Below are 18,343 nucleotides of genomic sequence, written 5' to 3'. Positions count from 1 at the left end.
TGTTTTTGTCGTTATTAACATCTTACAATAAAGTGCCAATCATGGGCATTTTTTTATGAAATTTTATAGGTGTTGCACTTAATATTACAATCCGTCAACTATAAAAACAGCCGTGGGTATGACTTTAGGTGTAATTATTAGTAAACTATTAGGTTTAGATAATTACGCCTCTAGTGCTATATTGGTCGTTTTATGTATTAAACATACTAAAGTACATTCACTTCAAGCGATTAACTCAAGACTAGTGTCGTGTTTTTTAGTTTTATTTTTAGGTTCAGCGATATTTAGTTTGTTAGGCCAAAATGCTATAGTCCTAGGGCTTATTGTTTTGTTATTTATACCGTTAACTGTAGTATTAAAGGTTCAAGAAGGTGTAATTACAAGTTGTGTTATCTTACTACATGTATTTAATGCAAAAGCGATTAACTTACATTTAATTATTAATGAAACATTATTATTAATCATTGGTTTAAGTATCGCTTTTATAATGAATTTAATGATGCCTAGCTTAGATAAAAAATTGGATCAATTTAAATGTCAAATTGAAAATCAAATTGCTGATGTATTTAATCAATTTAGTTATATTTGTCAAAAGTATAACGAAACCATTGCGTTAGAATTTGATGATTTACTATTAAAAATCAAAAAAGCAAAATCAATTGCCTTTAGAGATGTTAAAAATCATTTTGTCAGAAATGAAAATTCATACTATCATTACTTTGATATGAGAGAAGAACAAGTTGAATTATTAATAAGAATGAAACCACTTCTTGAAAATATAAGTCATCATGATCCATTACTTGATGATTTGTCAAAATTGCTAACAGAAATTGGACAAAACGTAAATAGTAATGACTATACTGCAATGAGACTACATAATTTGTATGAGTTACGTTTGAAATTAGATCAATTACCATTGCCTACTTCTCATCAAGCGCTTAACTCTAGAGCAAGTGTGATTCAAATTTTGAATGAATTAGAGGAATATTTGCAAATTAAATCTCAATTTGGCTCATTAAAAATGCATAGTGAAATAACTTAAACAGAGACTCAGTTAAAAGAATTCTAGTATTGATAATGTTCATGAATTAATATTAATATGCTAACTATCAAGACAAATTCTATAATATTAAACAAGCCAGTAAATGACTTTTGAATAACTCATTTACTGGCTTGTTGGTTTAAATTTTAAAAAATTGATTACATAATAGGTATTAAACTCGTTAATATAAGTGCTAGTACCACAGACACTAACATGACAATAATAATAATTCTTAATACTTTGTTATTCATAGTCGACCTCCGAAAATTAAAGAAAAATGATGCTGTCATCAATGTTATACATTTTAATCATTATACGATAAGTTGAAATTAGCAATCAATATATTTTTCTAACTTAATTATATGAGTTAGAATAACATTAATAATTATAAAGGGGCTTTTCGAATGATTAATGAGCAACGTTTGTTAGACACATTTATAGAATTAGTAAAAATTAATTCTGAAACGGGACATGAAGAACAAATACAACCTATTTTAAAAGATAAATTTTCATCATTAGGACTAGATGTTGTCGAAGATCAAGCAAGTCAACATGATAAATTAGGCGCCAATAATTTAGTTTGTACGTTGGCTAGTAATGTAGAACATGATACTAACAAATTATATTTTACTAGTCATATGGATACAGTTGTACCTGGACTTAATATACAACCACTTATTAATGAAGACGGTTATATTTATTCGGATGGTACTACTATTTTGGGTGCTGATGATAAAGCAGGATTAGCAGCTATTATTGAAGTGTTAACTGTACTACAAGAACAACAACTTCCACATGGCCAATTACAATTTGTTATTACTGTTGGTGAAGAATCAGGCTTATTAGGAGCTAAACAGTTAAATCCTGACCTATTAGATGCTGATTTTGGTTATGCACTTGATGCCAACGTAGATGTTGGTACAACAGTTGTAGGAGCACCAACTCAAATGTTAATTTCAACTAAAATTACTGGCAAAACAGCACATGCAAGTACACCAAAAGAAGGTATAAGTGCTATCAATTTAGCAGCGAAAGCCATAAGTAGAATGAATTTAGGGCAAATTGACGAAGAGACAACGGCAAATATCGGTAAGTTCCACGGTGGTTCAGCAACTAATATTGTGGCAGATACTGTATTTCTAGAGGCAGAAGCACGTTCTCACAATGATGACAGTATCAAAACTCAAGTAGAACATATGAAAGACATTTTTGAAAGTACAGCTGAAGAATTTGGTGGTAAAGCTGAAGTAACGATTGAACAAAGTTATCCTGGCTTTAAGATTAATAATAACGAACCAGTAGTTGACATTGCTAAATTGAGTGCTCAGAATCTTGGACTATCAAATGAAACTGTGATATCAGGTGGAGGCTCAGATGGAAGTATCATTAACACATTAGGTATCCCTTCAGTGATATTAGGGGTAGGTTATGAAAACATTCATACTACCAACGAAAGAATGCCTATAGCATCTCTAAATTTATTAGCACAGCAAGTTTTAGAAATAATTACAATAGTAGCACGCGAATCAAACTGATATAGTGAAGTGAAGAGTACTTTTGTGATACAATACTAATGAAAATTTGAACAAGTGAGGTAAGTAATATGACACAACAAATTGGAGTTATTGGTTTAGCCGTAATGGGTAAAAACCTAGCTTGGAACATTGAATCACGTGGATATAGTGTTTCAGTTTATAATCGTTCAAGTGAAAAAACAGATTTAATGGTAGAAGAATCAAAAGGAAAGAATATTCATCCTACTTATTCATTAGAAGAATTTGTAAATTCATTAGAAAAACCCCGCAAAATTTTATTAATGGTAAAAGCAGGTAAAGCGACTGATGCTACAATTGAAAGTTTATTACCATTACTAGATGATGATGATATCTTAATTGACGGTGGTAATACCAACTATGAAGATACAATTAGACGTAATAAAGCATTAGCTGAAAGTGGTATTAACTTTATCGGTATGGGCGTATCAGGCGGTGAAATTGGTGCATTAACTGGTCCGTCATTAATGCCTGGTGGTCAAGAAGAAGCATATAATAAAGTTGCTGACATTTTAGATGCTATCGCTGCTAAGGCAAAAGATGGTGCTTCATGTGTCACTTATATTGGCCCAAATGGTGCAGGACATTATGTCAAAATGGTGCACAATGGTATTGAATATGCCGACATGCAATTAATAGCTGAAAGTTATGCTATGATGAAAGAACTATTAGGTATGTCACATGAAGAAATTGCACAAACATTTAAAGATTGGAATGCTGGTGAATTAGAAAGTTATTTAATTGAAATTACAGGTGATATTTTCACTAAATTAGATGAAGAAAACGAACCACTTGTTGAAAAAATTCTTGATACTGCGGGACAAAAAGGTACAGGAAAATGGACTTCAATTAATGCGCTAGAATTAGGTATTCCATTGACAATTATTACAGAATCAGTATTTGCTCGTTTTATTTCATCAATTAAAGAAGAGCGTGTTAATGCTTCAAAAGAATTAAATGGTCCACAAGCATCATTTACTGGTGACAAAAAAGAATTCCTTGAAAAAATTCGTAAAGCATTATACATGAGTAAAATTTGTTCATACGCACAAGGGTTTGCTCAAATGCGTAAAGCAAGTGAAGATAATGAATGGAACCTTAAACTTGGAGATCTAGCAATGATCTGGAGAGAAGGATGTATCATTCGTGCACAATTCTTACAAAAAATTAAAGATGCATATGATAATAACCCAGGATTACAAAATTTACTATTAGATCCATACTTCAAAAATATTGTAACTGACTATCAAGACGCCTTACGTGATGTTGTAGCAACTGGTGTACAAAATGGTGTTTCAACTCCAGGATTCTCATCAAGTATTAATTATTATGATAGTTATCGTTCAGCTGACTTACCAGCAAACTTAATTCAAGCACAACGTGACTACTTCGGAGCTCACACATACGAAAGAAAAGATAAACCAGGTGTCTTCCATACACAATGGGTTGAAGAATAATATGAATGAAGCGGATAGCAGGTAGCTATCCGTTTTTTTTTGACTCTATAATAATTTCGATTGATAAGATAATTTGAAGGTTAGGTAGATTTATAGAATATAATAAAATCTGATACTCCTATTATTGCTAATGACATTTATTTTGAATGTTAATCCGTTAATAGGACAACTAAATCTTAGCTATTGAACCTTTATTTTTACAAAGTTAAAAGTTATTGAGACAATAAGTTTATTTTTGAAAATTATTTAACTCTTTTTTTATGATTTAATGGTAATATATTATTTGTATATAGTTGATAAGAATATTATTGTTGTAAGTAAAGAGTGTAGCGAAAATAATTAAGGTGAAATACTAATCAATAACTGATAATTTAGTTAGGAGTACTGAAAATGTGTAATTAAAAGTTGAAAGTTACTTAATTAAGATTATCAGCGTTTGCAGGTGAACAGAAAGAAAAGAAGTTAAGAGAACTGTGAATACTCCTACCTTGTTAGATTAACATTATCTATTCAAATAGAAATTATCCAGCTAAGTGTAGACGATTCAAATATTCAGTTAAAAAAGTGGAAAGGTATTGAAAAAATCAATTTATTCCTATTATTTGATAGAAATTTCAATAATATCTTAGTATGTAAAAGAATTAGACATCTGTGTAATACATAATTTAATTGCAAAATGATAGAAAAATGCGAAAGTATGGAAACTATTTTGTTTATGAAAATATTAGAAATTAAGATACTAGTGATAATGCGATATTTTATTCTAGATTGAACATATCACATTATTAGGTAAATCTCCAAAACAACTATATATTAATATTTTGACACCAATGGCAACTTAAATAAATTTGTAAAACAATTTTCATCCATTTTAAAAGGGAGGATGAATTATGATTAAAAATGTAAAATTAATTATTTTTGATTTAGATAATACGCTGTTTTCTTTTAATGATTTATGGTTAAAAGCTAATAAACATACTTTTAAAGGATATAGTTTATTTAAAGATATAAATTATAGAGATTTTATGCAACTATATAAAAAATATGATCTATACTTTTGGAAACAACATGATGAAGGGATTATTACCTTAGATGAATTGAGAGAGTTAAGGTTAATTAAAACTTTAAAACATTTTAATTTAAATATTTCTCGTGAAGAAGCTAATAAGTATTTCGAATCCTTTTTCACTAAACTATTGTCTAGTATAACTGTTAATAGAAAAATGAATGATTTACTTTTGACCTTGAAAGAAAATGTGAACATCGCCATCCTCACTAATGGAAAGGTTAAAGAACAAAACAGTAAAATTGATAATCTCAATATAAGATCAATATTTGAAAAAAATATTTTTATATCTCAAAATATAGGTTATGAAAAGCCAAATCCCCAAGCTTTTCTATATGTCACTTCCAAACTGAATGTTGATCCTAGAGACTGTTTGTTTATAGGAGATTCTTTTAACAATGACATTTTAGGCGCATTAAATGTTAATATGTCTGCTATTTGGTTAACTAATTCAGATAAAGAATTAAATGTAAGTGATGACATCTACGTTTGTAATGATAAAATAGAAGTTCTTCTAAAAACTCTCTTAGATAATAAATATAAAGAATTTAAAATAACTAAGTAAAATAAGACATTAAAGAATTTGAAAATATAGTTTTTTATATGTTGTGTTGTCTGATTTAGTGTAATAATTCGTCTCATAAAGTGTATTTCAAATTATGCGTTGTCTTGGTTGGTCATTTATTAATAGTAATTAAAGCATAATCTAATTTTTTGAGTTACTTTTCCTATGTCTGTTCTCTTTGGAAAAAATTCTCTAAGTAAACCATGAGAATTTACGTTAGTACCACGTTGTGAAGCTGGATATGGAGCGACAATGTAAATATCGATACTAAATTATTCTTCTATGGATTTATAACAGGAAAAATCTTTACCATTGTCTACGGTTATTGTTTTAATAGATTCATTTGGAAAGGATGAAATAATATCTTTCATGGGTTATTCCATTGTTTTGTATGATTATTAGTATAATAGCGATAAAAGAAAATTTAATAATCATATAGTAATAAATATAGTGAGAAATGTGATATGATAACAATCAAATCATAGATACAGAGGAAAATACCATGCAAAAATTAAATCAAGTTATGTTATACGTGAATGATGTAGAACAGGCAAAATCTTTTTGGACAGAAACATTAAATTTTGTCATTATAAGTGAAACGAATTTAGTAGAAGATTATAAAGCAATTGAAGTTGCACCAACGGCAACAGCAGAAACATCATTATCAATTATGTCTAAGGAATTTATTGAAAAATATAGTCCTGAAGTTAATCTTGGAACGCCGTCACTAATGTTTAAAGAAAGTAATTTTGATGCCTTATATAACAAATTAAATTCATTAAATTTGACAGGTCACGATATTATTGAAATGAATGGTGCACGTGTGTTTAATTTCCAAGATGGTCAAGGCAATTATTTTGCTGTCAGTGATTAAAACAGACGCATTTATAGTATTGTTAAGTTATATTTTAAATGCTAACACTGAAATTATAATTTTAAGTCTCTTACAAACATGGGTAAGAGATTTTTTATTAGTATTTTGTGCAAACGTTTGCACAAATGTTTTGACATTTACAATGTTGGTAGCTAAACTAAAATTGTAGTTGAAAACGTTTACTTATAATTATAGAAGATAAAGAGGTGATTTTACGGTCACACTTAAAGATGTTGCAAAATTAGCAGGTGTCTCACCCTCAACAGTATCAAGAGTCGTAAAGGGTAATTCACGCATCAGTAAAGAAACAGTAGCTAAAGTATCACAAATGATGGAAAAATTGAATTATTATCCAAATTCAGCTGCAAGAACATTAAAGACAAATCAATCCTATAAAATTGGATTAATATTAAAAGGTTCAGATGAACAAATACGTTTAAATCCATTTTATATCAATGTATTGCTGGGTATTTCACAACAGTGTAATCAACGTGGTTATGGTACACAAACAACTGTATCTAATAACATAGAAGATTTAGTAAATGAAGTTAACATAATGATGAAACAACAAATAGTAGATGCATTTGTGTTGCTATATTCAAAAGAACATGACCCGATTAAACAGTTATTAAGTTCAGAAGGTCTGCCTTTTGTTGTCTTAGGCAAACCAGTCAATGATGAAGATTTAACTATACCTCATATTGATAATGATAATATTTTAGCTTCAAAGCGTTTAACTGAACATGTTATTTCACAAGATATTAATGAAATCATTTATATATGTGAACCAGCTCATTTTGAAGTGTTTAAAGATAGAAAATTAGGCTTTGAAACAACTGTGATGAATCGACAGATAAAGCATCAAATTGTCGAACTAGATATTAATAGAGATGAGATCATGACATATTTTAAAGCGAATAGTGCTCGACTAAAAAGGAATAAGTTAGCAGTCATTACCTCTGATGCCATGTTGCACTTAGTGGTTCTAAGTGTGTTATATGAACTTAACATATCTATTCCGAACGATGTTATTACAGCAACATTTAATGACTCATATTTAACTGCTAATGCATCGCCACCACAAACTACCATAGATATTCAGCCACAAGAGTTAGGTAAGTTAGCAGGTATAGCAGTGTTAAATATGATAAATGATACACCACAATCCATGGCACAATATACATTAGTTGATACTAAATTAAATATACGACAATCGACACAAAGATAAAGGAGTTTTAAAATGACTAAACAATGGTGGAAAGAAGCAGTTGCATATCAAGTTTATCCTAGAAGTTTTAATGATAGTAATAATGATGGTATTGGTGATTTACCAGGTCTTATTGATAAATTAGATTATTTAAAAGATTTAGGTATTGATGTCATTTGGTTGAGTCCAATGTACAAATCACCGAATGATGATAACGGTTATGATATCAGTGATTATATGGATATTATGGATGAATTTGGAACAATGGCTGATTTTGACAAGCTACTAAATGAAGTTCATCAAAGAGATATGAAATTAATATTAGATCTAGTGGTTAATCATACATCTGATGAGCATCCTTGGTTTGTTGAATCAAAATCTAGTAAAGATAATCCAAAAAGAGATTGGTATATTTGGCAAGACCCTAAACCAGATGGCTCAGAACCTAATAATTGGGAAAGTATTTTTAATGGTTCAACTTGGGAATATGATGAGCATACAGGACAATATTATTTCCATTTATTTAGTAAAAAACAACCAGATTTAAATTGGGATAACCCCGATGTTAGAAATGCTGTATTCGAAATGATGAATTGGTGGTTTGATAAAGGTATTGATGGTTTCAGAGTAGATGCCATTACCCATATTAAAAAAACATTTGAAGCAGGTGACTTACCAGTACCAGAAGGTAAATCATATGCACCGGCCTTTGATGTTGATATGAATCAACCAGGAATTCAAGATTGGCTTCAAGAAATGAAAGATAAATCATTAAGCCAATATGACATTATGACAGTTGGAGAAGCTAATGGTGTTAGCCCTGATAATGCAGATGAGTGGGTTGGTGAACAAAATGGTAAATTTAATATGATATTCCAATTTGAACATTTAGGTTTATGGAATAGTGGAGACTCTAAATTTGATGTTAAATCATATAAAGATATTTTAAATAGATGGCAAAAGCAACTCGAAGGTAAGGGTTGGAATGCTTTATTTATTGAAAATCATGATCAACCAAGACGCGTATCAACATGGGGAAATGATGAGCAATATTGGTATGAATCTGCTACAAGTCATGCGGCAGTATATTTCTTACAACAAGGAACACCTTTTATTTATCAAGGACAAGAAATAGGCATGACAAACTATCCGTTTGAGAGTATTGAAACATTTAATGATGTTGCAGTTAAAAATGATTACAACATTGTTAAACAACAAGGTGGCGATGTTGAGGCGTTATTAGCTAAATATAAAGATGAAAATCGTGACAATTCACGTACACCTATGCAATGGGATGATTCATTAAATGGTGGCTTTACTAAGGGACAACCTTGGTTCCCGGTCAATCCAAATTATCGTACGATTAATGTTGCACAGCAATTAAATGATGATCATTCAGTATTACAATTTTATAAAGACTTAATTCAATTACGTAAATCAGATGATATTTATGTTTACGGTAATTTTGATTTAGTAGATGCTGATAATAGAAATGTATTTGCTTATACGAGAACATTAAATGATAAAAAAGTATTAGTTGTAGGAAATTTAACTGCTGAAAAATCAAAACTTAATACTTCATTTGATGAGTCAGACTTAACGATAAAACTGCATAATTATGATAGTGACATTGATTTAGAAAATTTACAGCCGTATGAAGCATTTGTTGCTGAAATTAACGACTAAATCTGGAATGTGCAACGATAATACATCATTTACTTAGGAGTAAAATTAAATATCATTTGCAACATAGAAGCTACATTTGACACATAATAATTTGGCTATAAAACAATGCATATTAACGACTAATAATTAACCTCAGAAAAGTTAAATTCCTTTTCTGAGGTTATTGTTATATTATTCAATATCATCTTCATCGATGATTTGCATTGCAACAAACTTAGCAATATTATTACCACTTGAAGCAGCGTCAATCAATTGTGAAGGTCTAATCGTTGAAGATTCGCCAGCAACGAACACACCTTTAACTGATGTTTCTCCAAATTCATCGATATCAATACTATCATCATCTGCTCGTTTTAAATTTAATGATGTTAAAAATTCGAAATGGCTATCCAATTCAATACCAACTAAACCAGCAGAACGTGTGATAGTTTTACCATCTTCAAAAATAACACGACTTAGTTGACCATTATCATGTTCAAAGCGTTTAATTTTTCCATTTATAAGTTGAATATTTTTATTTTGAAGGTACTTTATGTCCTCTTGAGTTAAATGGTTGTCATCAGAAGGATTCATAATAATATCACTAACCCAATTTGAAACTAATTTTGCCATAAAGGTAATATGTTCAGATGGAACAGATACGATTAACGATTGATCTTTGAGTTCATAACCATCACACCATGGACAGTAAAAAACAGATTTGCCATAACAAGCTTCAATACCATCTATATGAGGTAATTGCTGTTTTAAACCAGTACAAATCATTATTTTACGTGCTTTAAATGTTGAGTTTAAAGTTTGTACTTCAAAATATTGTTCAATCTTCTTAATATCAATAACTGTGTCGTTAAGTCGTTCTACGTCAGCATATTTGTCAACATCGTGTTGTGCGTTTTGACGTAAAGTACTAGGTGTAACACCATCTTGAGTTAAAAAAGCATGTGAATGTTCAGTAACTTTATTTCTTGGATTATCGTTATCAATAACTAAAGTCGTTTTAAGTGCGCGCCCTAATGTTAAGGCGCTAGCAAGACCTGCAGGCCCTCCGCCAATTATGATGACATCATACATATGTAAACACCTTCCTAATTTTCAATTTGTTAATAATAAAAAAGAGTAGTGTAAAAAACTACTCTTTTAGTTAATTGTTAATATTCATGATATGAACCTTGTTTAACAGGTACCCACAATTGTATTTTAGTAAACGAATCTTCGAATGTGATATCAAGAGGGTAGACCTCAACATATAAACTATTGCGTTCATAAGGTAATGTTAATTGTAGACTAGATTCAATATAATACCACGCTTCATTTGTTGCATAATCAATTTCGCCTTGTAAATTAAATTTAGCATAATGTCTACTAGGTAAATATCTACTTTCTAAGTGAGCAGGGTACCTTTCACTTGGAACGCCTACAAAAATTTCTAAACCATCATCCAAAGGACAACTAACGACAAAAAGTTCAAAAGGGCTGATATCGTTATAACGCCTTAACTCTTTTATCTTACCATCGATGAGCAAGTCTTCTAAAAAATCGGGTACGTTGAAAGGATGCGATAAATCCTTTGTTTCAATAAAGCGAACATAGCCAACTAATGAAATATCTTCTGTTTTTTCTAATCTATAGCGATAAGGCGCTCTTTCAGTAGTGGATAGTTTAATATATAATCTCTTTTGAATTTGTAACTCATTTTTTTTAGTTGATGCTTGAATAGGAGATACACCGTGAAAATCACTGAAATCATTAGCGAAATCATTAGAATTAGCATAATGATACTTTTTTGCGATATCCATTAAGCGTGTTGCACCATTTACTACATCATTCGCTGCCAAAGTCATTTTACGAGCTCTTGCATAAGCTTCTGGTGATAAGCCGACAATCATTTTAAAAGATTGATCAAGATGATAAGGCGAAAGCCCAACGTAATCACTTAATGCTTGCAAATTGAACGGCTCTAATAAACGATCTTCAATATAAACAATTGCCTGTTGTATTTGCTTGATAACGTCCAAAACTTTCACTCCAATTAATTCAATCATTTACTTATATTTTACATTATTTTTAAGTAATATACACCTATTAGTTAGTGGTTTATTAAATTAGTTTACTAATTAAAAGTTGTATAGAAAAAGCGAGTCATAAAAATAAGTATATGATTGATAACTTTACTATTTCTATGATTCGCTTGAACATTTTAACATTAAATTAATGGATATCGTCCCACCATTGATTACCGTCACGCGATAATAATAATTCACTTTCTAATGGTCCGTTAGTACCTGATACATAATTAGGGAATTCAGGGTCAATCATATTCCACTGATCTTGAATAGCGTCTACAAATTTCCAAGTAGATTTAAGTTCTTCCCAATGCGTAAAGTTTGTGGCATCGCCTTTTAGACAGTCGAACAATAGATTTTCATACGCATCTACGGTGTTCATTTTATCTTGTGCACTCATTGAATATGATAATTGTACAGGTTCTGTTTCAATACCTTGTGTATTTTTCTTAGCATTTAAATGCAATGATACACCTTCATTAGGTTGGATATTTATGACTAATAAATTAGAATCAAGACGTTTATCAGTTTCATAATATAGATTCATAGGGACTTCTTTAAATTCAACAACAACTTGAATTGTTTTAGTTTTCATACGTTTACCAGTTCGAATATAGAAAGGAACGCCAGCCCATCTGAAATTATCAATCGTTAATTTACCAGATACAAATGTAGGTGTTTCTGAATCATTGGCAACACGATCTTCATCACGATATGCTTTAACTTTTTTACCATCGATATAACCTTCACCATATTGTCCGCGAACAAAGTTCTTTTTAACATCTTCAGGTTCTAAGTGGCGTAATGATTTCAATACTTTAACTTTTTCAGCACGGATATCGTCACTATTTAAACTAATAGGCGCTTCCATAGCTAATAAGGCAACCATTTGTAACATGTGGTTTTGTACCATATCTTTTAATGCGCCACTTGATTCATAATAGCCACCACGATCTTCAACGCCTAATACTTCTGAAGATGTGACTTGGATATTTGAAATATATTTATTATTCCATAATGGCTCGAACATAGCATTTGCAAATCTTAATACTTCAATATTTTGTACCATATCTTTACCTAAATAATGGTCAATACGGTAAATTTCTTCTTCTTTAAATGATTTACGAATTTGATTATTAAGTGCTTCTGCAGATTTCAAATCACTACCAAAAGGTTTTTCAATGACTAAACGTTTAAATCCTTTTGTTTTAGTTAAGCCGGATGATTTTAAGAAATCTGAAATAACACCAAAGAATTGTGGCGCCATAGCTAAATAAAATAAGCGATTACCTTGTAATTTAAATTCGTCATCTAGTTTATTACTAAATGTTAATAGCTCTTGATAACTTTCTTCTTCACTGACATCATGTTTATGATAAAAAACATGTTCCATAAATGCATCTATTTTATGTGTATCTTTAACGTGCTTTTGAATTGATGATTTAACTTGATTTCGGAAATCATCATTAGTAAGGTCACGACGTCCGATACCGATGATTGCAATATGTTCATCTAAATTATCCTGTTGATAAAGATGGAAAATAGATGGGAATAATTTTCTGTGACTTAAATCACCAGTTGCACCAAAAATTGTAATTAAACAAGGAATATGTTTGTTGTTAGTACTCAAGATTAAAACCTCAATTCTTATTTAGATATATGATTTAATATTATAAGATAAAAGCAATACAAACGTCATATAATATGCTTGAAGAGACTGCGATAAACAGCATACTTTATTTAATATGATGCAATTGACAGTAACTGTCGGGACAATAAATCAATGATAAACCAATATTTGTTGTCTTAACCAGTCTTGCCGGGTTGGGATTACGAAATAAAATTTATTTCTGTCCCACTCACCTGTGCTACTACCGAAACAATACGCCACAACTTTTAAAATATGATAATCATTAATTATATTATAGTTGCTAATTTTCAAAAATAATCTTCATATCACTAATATGATATTGAACACGAACAAATCGTTAACATGTTATGCTGAGCGTAATTACATAAAGGTCACTACAAATATTAACTATTATTCAAAATATGATAACTTATAATATTACAAATAATTATTATTACTGCTTAGTATAACGCAAGTTGCTATTTATATATAGTATGACGTTGCAGCAAAAAATAATCGTCATTAAATATGATGCGATTGATAATAGCTGTTTGATTACTATGATATTGATAAATGAGCTTTTATAAAATTAGTCAGTCATACAAAGACGAGACGATGTCATATATTTACCACTAAAATAGCTTCTTTTACGTTCCTTAGACGTATGACTGTATATGTCATGGATTTAGTTAGTGAAGATTTTAATAAAATTTAAAATAATAATCATTATGATTTTATGATAAAATAAATTGAAGAAAAGGAGGGGCATATATGGAAGTTACATTTTTTGGTACGAGTGCCGGTTTGCCTACAAAAGAAAGAAATACACAAGCAATCGCATTAAACTTAGAACCGTATTCTAATTCCATATGGCTGTTCGACGTTGGAGAAGGTACACAACATCAAATCCTACATCATTCTCTGAAATTAGGAAAAGTGAGCCATATTTTTATTACACATATGCATGGTGATCATATTTTTGGCTTACCTGGTCTACTTTCAAGTCGTTCGTTCCAAGGTGGCGATGGAAAGCCCCTTACATTAATAGGTCCAAAAGGTATTAAAGAGTTTGTGGAAATGTCACTATCATTATCAGAATCTCATTTAAATTATCCTATTACATATATTGAAATTGATGAGGACTTATCATATAGTCATGACGGCTTTACTGTAGAAGCACGTATCTTAAATCATGGGATACCATCATATGGTTATCGTATTGAAGCCCCAGAAACAACGGGTACCATTAATGTACAAGCACTAAGAGATATCGGTTTAGAACCTGGCCCTAAGTATCAAGAAGTTAAATTACAAGACACATTTGAATATAATGGACAACTTTATCAATCACAAGATTTCAGAGGACAATCAAAAAAAGGTCCTATCATTGCTATTTTTGGCGATACGAAACCTTGTGCCAATGAACAATACATAGCACAATATGCCGATTTAATGGTGCATGAAGCGACTTATATCGAAGGTGAAAAAACACTTGCCAATAATTATCATCACAGTCATATTGATGATGTTTTTGATTTGATAAAACATGCCCAAGTAAAACATAGTTTAATCACGCATTTAAGTAACCGATACAATGTTGAAGATATTGAGCAAATTAACCAAGCATTACAGAATAAAGCAGATACACCACAATTTAGCTTTGTTAAAGATTTTGATAGTTTTAAAATATAAAATGAACTTGAGATTAAGTTGTACACTTACTTTTTTAACTACTGTTAAATATAGTCACATTAATGAGGTTATCTATTTTTTTTAGGACTGATAAATAAAAAAAGAATAATTATGTATCAGTCCAACTTGGGAGAGAACCATTAATGATAACTAAATATTAAATAAGGGGAGTGGTACTAAGAAATAAGTTTTCAAAAAAGTATTTCTTAGTATCACTCCCTTAAAATTTAGTTCATGATGAATAGTTATAATAATTAATCTTCAACATTAGATAATTCAATGCTTCGTTCTACTGCAGCATTTAAACAGTCTTCAAAAATGGCAACGATATCATATTGAGATAATGTATCTAAACCCGCTTGAGTTGTACCACCTTTGGAGGTAATATTTTTACGTAATTGAGCCATACTTAAATCTGAACGCTCAATCATCTTACTTGTCCCGATAATTAAATTTCTAATAGATTCTTCGACTTGTTCTTTTTCTAAACCTAATTTAGTACCAGCTTTAACATATTGTTCAAAGACATGATATAAAAATGCTGGACCGCTTCCAGTTATGGCTGTAACTTGATGTAAATGGTCCTCAGACACTTCAATAACAGAGCCAAAAGCTTTAACTAAGTCGTTCACTTCATCTTTAGATTTAGGATCAAAATTAGTGGAAAAACTGATTCCAGTTACGGAATGCCCAACTTGTGCATTTGTGTTTGGCATAATTCGTGCGATAGGATTTTTACAATTTAATTGTTGTTGAATATAATCTATAGGTATACCTGCCATGATAGAAATGAAACGATTACTTTCACTAACGTGTTCAGTGATACGTTCAGCAAGCGCATCAAAATCATGAGGTTTAGTCCCTAGAAATACATAATCCGCATCTTTTAATAATTGTTTATCATCATAACTATAATTAACACCTAGTTTAGCAGCAAAATCTTTCAACGCTTGTTCGTTAGACTTGTTTGTTAAGTAAATATCATTAGGATCTAAATTACTAGAGTTAATAATGCCAGTAAAAATTGCTTGAGCCATGTTTCCAGCGCCATAAAATACAAGTTTCATTAATACCACATCCCTTTAATTTTTGATTTGTATTGTGTATATATTTATTATAATAATATATTAACATAATGAGTCCCGTTGTCATGTAAGTAATAATTAACATAATTCAAAGTATAGTAATAGTAGAAAAGGAGGGAGTAAGTTGATAGGACAACATTATGTTGTTACAGGTGGAACAAGTGGACTTGGTAACGCACTTGTCTTTAAATTGTTAGCTAAAAAAGTTCATGTAACATTGTTAGTACGAGATATGAACAAAGCACATCAATTATATAAAGATCAATATCCTGAGTTAATAAACATTGTATCATGCGATTTAACTTGCCAAGAAGACATACAACATTTAGTTAATGTGTTCGATACACTACCCAAAATTGATGGCTTGATCTATAGCGCTGGAATGGGTTACTTTAAAGCTATAGACCAACATAATGATAAAGAAATGATTAATACGTATCAATTGAATATTTTAGCTTTTAACTTATTGTTGTCTGTATTACGACCTTTTATAAGTGATGATGGTCATATCGTTGGTATCACTAGCCAAGCGGCATTTGTTACTCAAGCTTATGCGGCTCACTATGGTGCATCAAAAGCAGCCATCTATGCATTATTAAACGCTTTAAGGTTAGAAGAACCGACGTTACATATTATGACAGTTAACACTGGACCTGTAGCCACACCATTTCATCAAAAAGCAGACCCTAGCAATACTTATGCTAAAAAAGTTGAAAAATTAATGATTAATGCAGATGAACTAGCAGATAAAATTATTAAAGGTATCCTTAAGAGACAGTTAGAAATTAATGAGCCTCGTTGGATGCATTATATGTTGAAAATGTATCAACTGGCACCACGACTTGCTGAAAAATATTTTAAAAGATTGTTTAGTAATAAAGGTGAAAAGGGGTAGTTGAGTTGATTTGTAGTATAGAAGGTATTGTTCGACAAGCTATAACAAATGCTCAATATAAAAGGGCTTTTGAAGTGTTTCAACTTCGTGACTTAATTGGTCAAGAATGTTTTAATGCTTTAAATTCAACAGAACAACAGTTTGTTGCAGAGAAATTTAAGTTATTAGTGCTACAACATCAAGTCCTAGGTGTAAGTATTAGCCAGCAATCAGAAGATTATGATGTTGACGATATTATCTATAAAAAGCAATATTAATAATAAAAGATTCTCTAATGTTTAGGACTGATAAATATAAAGTGAATAATTTAAAATATAAATTATTTTGAAGCCAAGACTCCTAAGGTGGGGTACGAGACTTAAAAAATAATTATGTATCAGTCCATTTTAACAGAGAACCTAATAAAACCCTTTGATATAACTAAGGAAATTTAGCTATATCAAAGGGCTAAATTTTTATAATCAATTTCAAAGATGTTTTGAACAATGATTTAAGTTTGATTGATAGACATCAAGATAATCAAAATATATGTCAATTTAGTCGTATTAATAGATGTTAGTTGATTAAATGATTTGTATATTGTAAATCTTTAACACGTTCTCTTGCAGCTTTAATTTGATCTAAACTAACTTCCTTATAGTAATTTTCAATATTTTCATCAAGTTGCTCAACACTGCTAGCACCCACAATAATTGAACCTAAAGCATCGTGGGATGTTAAATAATTGAATGTTAAAGCAGTTAAATTACTTTCAATTTCTTTGATAGACGCAATCGTTTCTCCTAAGTCATCGTGAGTATAGTCAAATATACCGTCTTTAAATTTTTGGTCAAGTGCATCAACGCTATTTGCTGTTAGCAACCCTTTAAATACCGGGCCACGTGCAAGAACTTTAACATTTTTATCATGGATAGCATCTAATAAATCTTCTGGTCGGTTATCTATAAGATTAAATTGAGACATGATTGTGTCAATTTGACTGTGTTTCAAGTAGTAATTTATAACATTTGGTCTGATTGATGAAATACCATAAGCACGTATAATACCTTCTTGCTTCAATTCATCGAAAGCACTAATTGTTTCATCTAATGGGTCATCAATAGTACCACCATGTAATTGATATAAATCTAAATGATCTAAGCCTAACCGTTTAAGAGAGCCTTTGACTGCTTCTTTAATATACGCTTTTGATGGATCCCAAATCGTATCACCATTGTCAGTTAAACGATTTCCCACTTTGGTTCCTATAACAATATCATCTCTTTGTTGGTACTTTTTAAGTGCACGTCCAACTATTTCTTCGTTAACACCTTTATCATACATATCAGCAGTATCAAAGTAAGTAATTCCTTGTTCGATAGCTCGTTCTATAATGGGTTGAGCTTGTTTGAAATCAGTGCCTAAACTCATACAACCTAACCCTAATTCAGATAATTCAATGCCACTTTTTAATATATTTTTTTGCATGAATGTTCTCCTTTCGATACACTTTAACTAACAATGCTAGTTTATCAATTAATAAAATAAA

The 18,343-nt window shown here is 30.5% G+C and carries 14 protein-coding genes and 2 pseudogenes; 10 read left to right on the top strand and 6 right to left on the bottom strand.

The genetic code is table 11. The annotated features are described in order from the left end of the window. The first annotated feature begins 118 nt into the window (after positions 1-118). Positions 119-1,042 carry an aromatic acid exporter family protein gene (locus CD113_RS02895; RefSeq protein WP_050801494.1) on the top strand — a complete coding sequence of 308 codons (924 nt, stop codon included), beginning with the start codon at positions 119-121 and terminating at the stop codon, positions 1,040-1,042. Positions 1,043-1,200: 158 nt separating this feature from the next. Here CD113_RS02895 and prli42 read toward each other — a convergent pair. After that, a pseudogene (gene prli42, locus CD113_RS12705) lies at positions 1,201-1,293 on the bottom strand (stressosome-associated protein Prli42); the annotation flags it as partial. Between the two features lie 153 nt (positions 1,294-1,446). On the opposite strand from prli42, the gene CD113_RS02890 reads away from it, so the two are divergent. The 6 genes and pseudogenes from CD113_RS02890 (at position 1,447) to CD113_RS02865 (ending at position 9,450) form a co-directional block, all read left to right on the top strand. Beyond that, positions 1,447-2,577 carry a M20/M25/M40 family metallo-hydrolase gene (locus tag CD113_RS02890; protein ID WP_002461683.1) on the top strand — a complete coding sequence of 377 codons (1,131 nt, stop codon included), beginning with the start codon at positions 1,447-1,449 and terminating at the stop codon, positions 2,575-2,577. Positions 2,578-2,645: 68 nt separating this feature from the next. Then, a complete protein-coding gene (gene gndA, locus CD113_RS02885; protein WP_002461684.1) occupies positions 2,646-4,052 on the top strand; it encodes an NADP-dependent phosphogluconate dehydrogenase in 1,407 nt (468 codons plus the stop codon). 890 nt (positions 4,053-4,942) lie between these two features. Continuing rightward, positions 4,943-5,683 carry an HAD family hydrolase gene (locus CD113_RS02880; protein WP_002461685.1) on the top strand — a complete coding sequence of 247 codons (741 nt, stop codon included), beginning with the start codon at positions 4,943-4,945 and terminating at the stop codon, positions 5,681-5,683. Positions 5,684-6,185: 502 nt separating this feature from the next. Further along, complete coding sequence (locus tag CD113_RS02875) at positions 6,186-6,557, top strand: VOC family protein (protein WP_002461687.1); 372 nt, start codon at positions 6,186-6,188, stop codon at positions 6,555-6,557. 217 nt (positions 6,558-6,774) lie between these two features. Further along, positions 6,775-7,785, top strand: a pseudogene (locus tag CD113_RS02870) (LacI family DNA-binding transcriptional regulator); the annotation flags it as partial. A gap of 12 nt (positions 7,786-7,797) precedes the next feature. Further along, positions 7,798-9,450 carry a glycoside hydrolase family 13 protein gene (locus CD113_RS02865; RefSeq protein ID WP_095092716.1) on the top strand — a complete coding sequence of 551 codons (1,653 nt, stop codon included), beginning with the start codon at positions 7,798-7,800 and terminating at the stop codon, positions 9,448-9,450. A 171-nt stretch (positions 9,451-9,621) separates the two neighbouring features. On the opposite strand, the gene CD113_RS02860 is transcribed toward CD113_RS02865, so the two are convergent. The 3 genes from CD113_RS02860 to zwf form a co-directional block, all read right to left on the bottom strand. Beyond that, the gene (locus tag CD113_RS02860; RefSeq protein ID WP_002461689.1) at positions 9,622-10,521 is read right to left on the bottom strand and encodes an NAD(P)/FAD-dependent oxidoreductase; all 900 of its coding nucleotides are present in this window, start codon (positions 10,519-10,521) and stop codon (positions 9,622-9,624) included. 77 nt (positions 10,522-10,598) lie between these two features. Next, entirely contained in the window at positions 10,599-11,465 is an 867-nt protein-coding gene (locus CD113_RS02855) for an AraC family transcriptional regulator (RefSeq protein WP_002461690.1), read from the bottom strand. A 193-nt stretch (positions 11,466-11,658) separates the two neighbouring features. Further along, entirely contained in the window at positions 11,659-13,143 is a 1,485-nt protein-coding gene (gene zwf / locus CD113_RS02850) for a glucose-6-phosphate dehydrogenase (RefSeq protein WP_002461691.1), read from the bottom strand. A 771-nt stretch (positions 13,144-13,914) separates the two neighbouring features. Between zwf and rnz the strand changes: the two genes are divergently transcribed. Further along, on the top strand, positions 13,915-14,835 hold the full coding sequence (rnz, locus tag CD113_RS02845; RefSeq protein ID WP_002461693.1) for a ribonuclease Z: 921 nt from the start codon (positions 13,915-13,917) through the stop codon (positions 14,833-14,835). A 254-nt stretch (positions 14,836-15,089) separates the two neighbouring features. Here the strand turns inward: rnz and proC are convergent, their stop codons facing one another. Continuing rightward, complete coding sequence (gene proC / locus CD113_RS02840; protein WP_002461694.1) at positions 15,090-15,902, bottom strand: pyrroline-5-carboxylate reductase; 813 nt, start codon at positions 15,900-15,902, stop codon at positions 15,090-15,092. Between the two features lie 142 nt (positions 15,903-16,044). On the opposite strand from proC, the gene CD113_RS02835 reads away from it, so the two are divergent. Beyond that, the gene (locus tag CD113_RS02835) at positions 16,045-16,815 is read left to right on the top strand and encodes an SDR family NAD(P)-dependent oxidoreductase (RefSeq protein ID WP_002461695.1); all 771 of its coding nucleotides are present in this window, start codon (positions 16,045-16,047) and stop codon (positions 16,813-16,815) included. A 5-nt stretch (positions 16,816-16,820) separates the two neighbouring features. Continuing rightward, a complete protein-coding gene (locus CD113_RS02830; RefSeq protein ID WP_002461697.1) occupies positions 16,821-17,072 on the top strand; it encodes a hypothetical protein in 252 nt (83 codons plus the stop codon). Positions 17,073-17,370: 298 nt separating this feature from the next. Here CD113_RS02830 and CD113_RS02825 read toward each other — a convergent pair whose 3' ends face one another. Continuing rightward, on the bottom strand, positions 17,371-18,282 hold the full coding sequence (locus CD113_RS02825; RefSeq protein ID WP_002461698.1) for an aldo/keto reductase: 912 nt from the start codon (positions 18,280-18,282) through the stop codon (positions 17,371-17,373). Positions 18,283-18,343 lie beyond the last annotated feature (61 nt).

It is taken from the genome of Staphylococcus simiae (assembly GCF_002902085.1).
GTDB lineage: Bacteria > Bacillota > Bacilli > Staphylococcales > Staphylococcaceae > Staphylococcus > Staphylococcus simiae.
This window is presented reverse-complemented; position numbering and strand designations above follow the sequence as displayed.

Excerpts from the sequence above, each read along its gene's own strand:
- CD113_RS02895 (WP_050801494.1), top strand. The coding sequence starts at position 119 with ATGACTTTAGGTGTAATTATTAGTAAACTATTAGGTTTAGATAATTAC.
- CD113_RS02890 (WP_002461683.1), top strand. The coding sequence starts at position 1,447 with ATGATTAATGAGCAACGTTTGTTAGACACATTTATAGAATTAGTAAAA.
- gndA (WP_002461684.1), top strand. The coding sequence starts at position 2,646 with ATGACACAACAAATTGGAGTTATTGGTTTAGCCGTAATGGGTAAAAAC.
- CD113_RS02880 (WP_002461685.1), top strand. The coding sequence starts at position 4,943 with ATGATTAAAAATGTAAAATTAATTATTTTTGATTTAGATAATACGCTG.
- CD113_RS02875 (WP_002461687.1), top strand. The coding sequence starts at position 6,186 with ATGCAAAAATTAAATCAAGTTATGTTATACGTGAATGATGTAGAACAG.
- CD113_RS02865 (WP_095092716.1), top strand. The coding sequence starts at position 7,798 with ATGACTAAACAATGGTGGAAAGAAGCAGTTGCATATCAAGTTTATCCT.
- CD113_RS02860 (WP_002461689.1), bottom strand. The coding sequence starts at position 10,521 with ATGTATGATGTCATCATAATTGGCGGAGGGCCTGCAGGTCTTGCTAGC.
- rnz (WP_002461693.1), top strand. The coding sequence starts at position 13,915 with ATGGAAGTTACATTTTTTGGTACGAGTGCCGGTTTGCCTACAAAAGAA.
- proC (WP_002461694.1), bottom strand. The coding sequence starts at position 15,902 with ATGAAACTTGTATTTTATGGCGCTGGAAACATGGCTCAAGCAATTTTT.
- CD113_RS02825 (WP_002461698.1), bottom strand. The coding sequence starts at position 18,282 with ATGCAAAAAAATATATTAAAAAGTGGCATTGAATTATCTGAATTAGGG.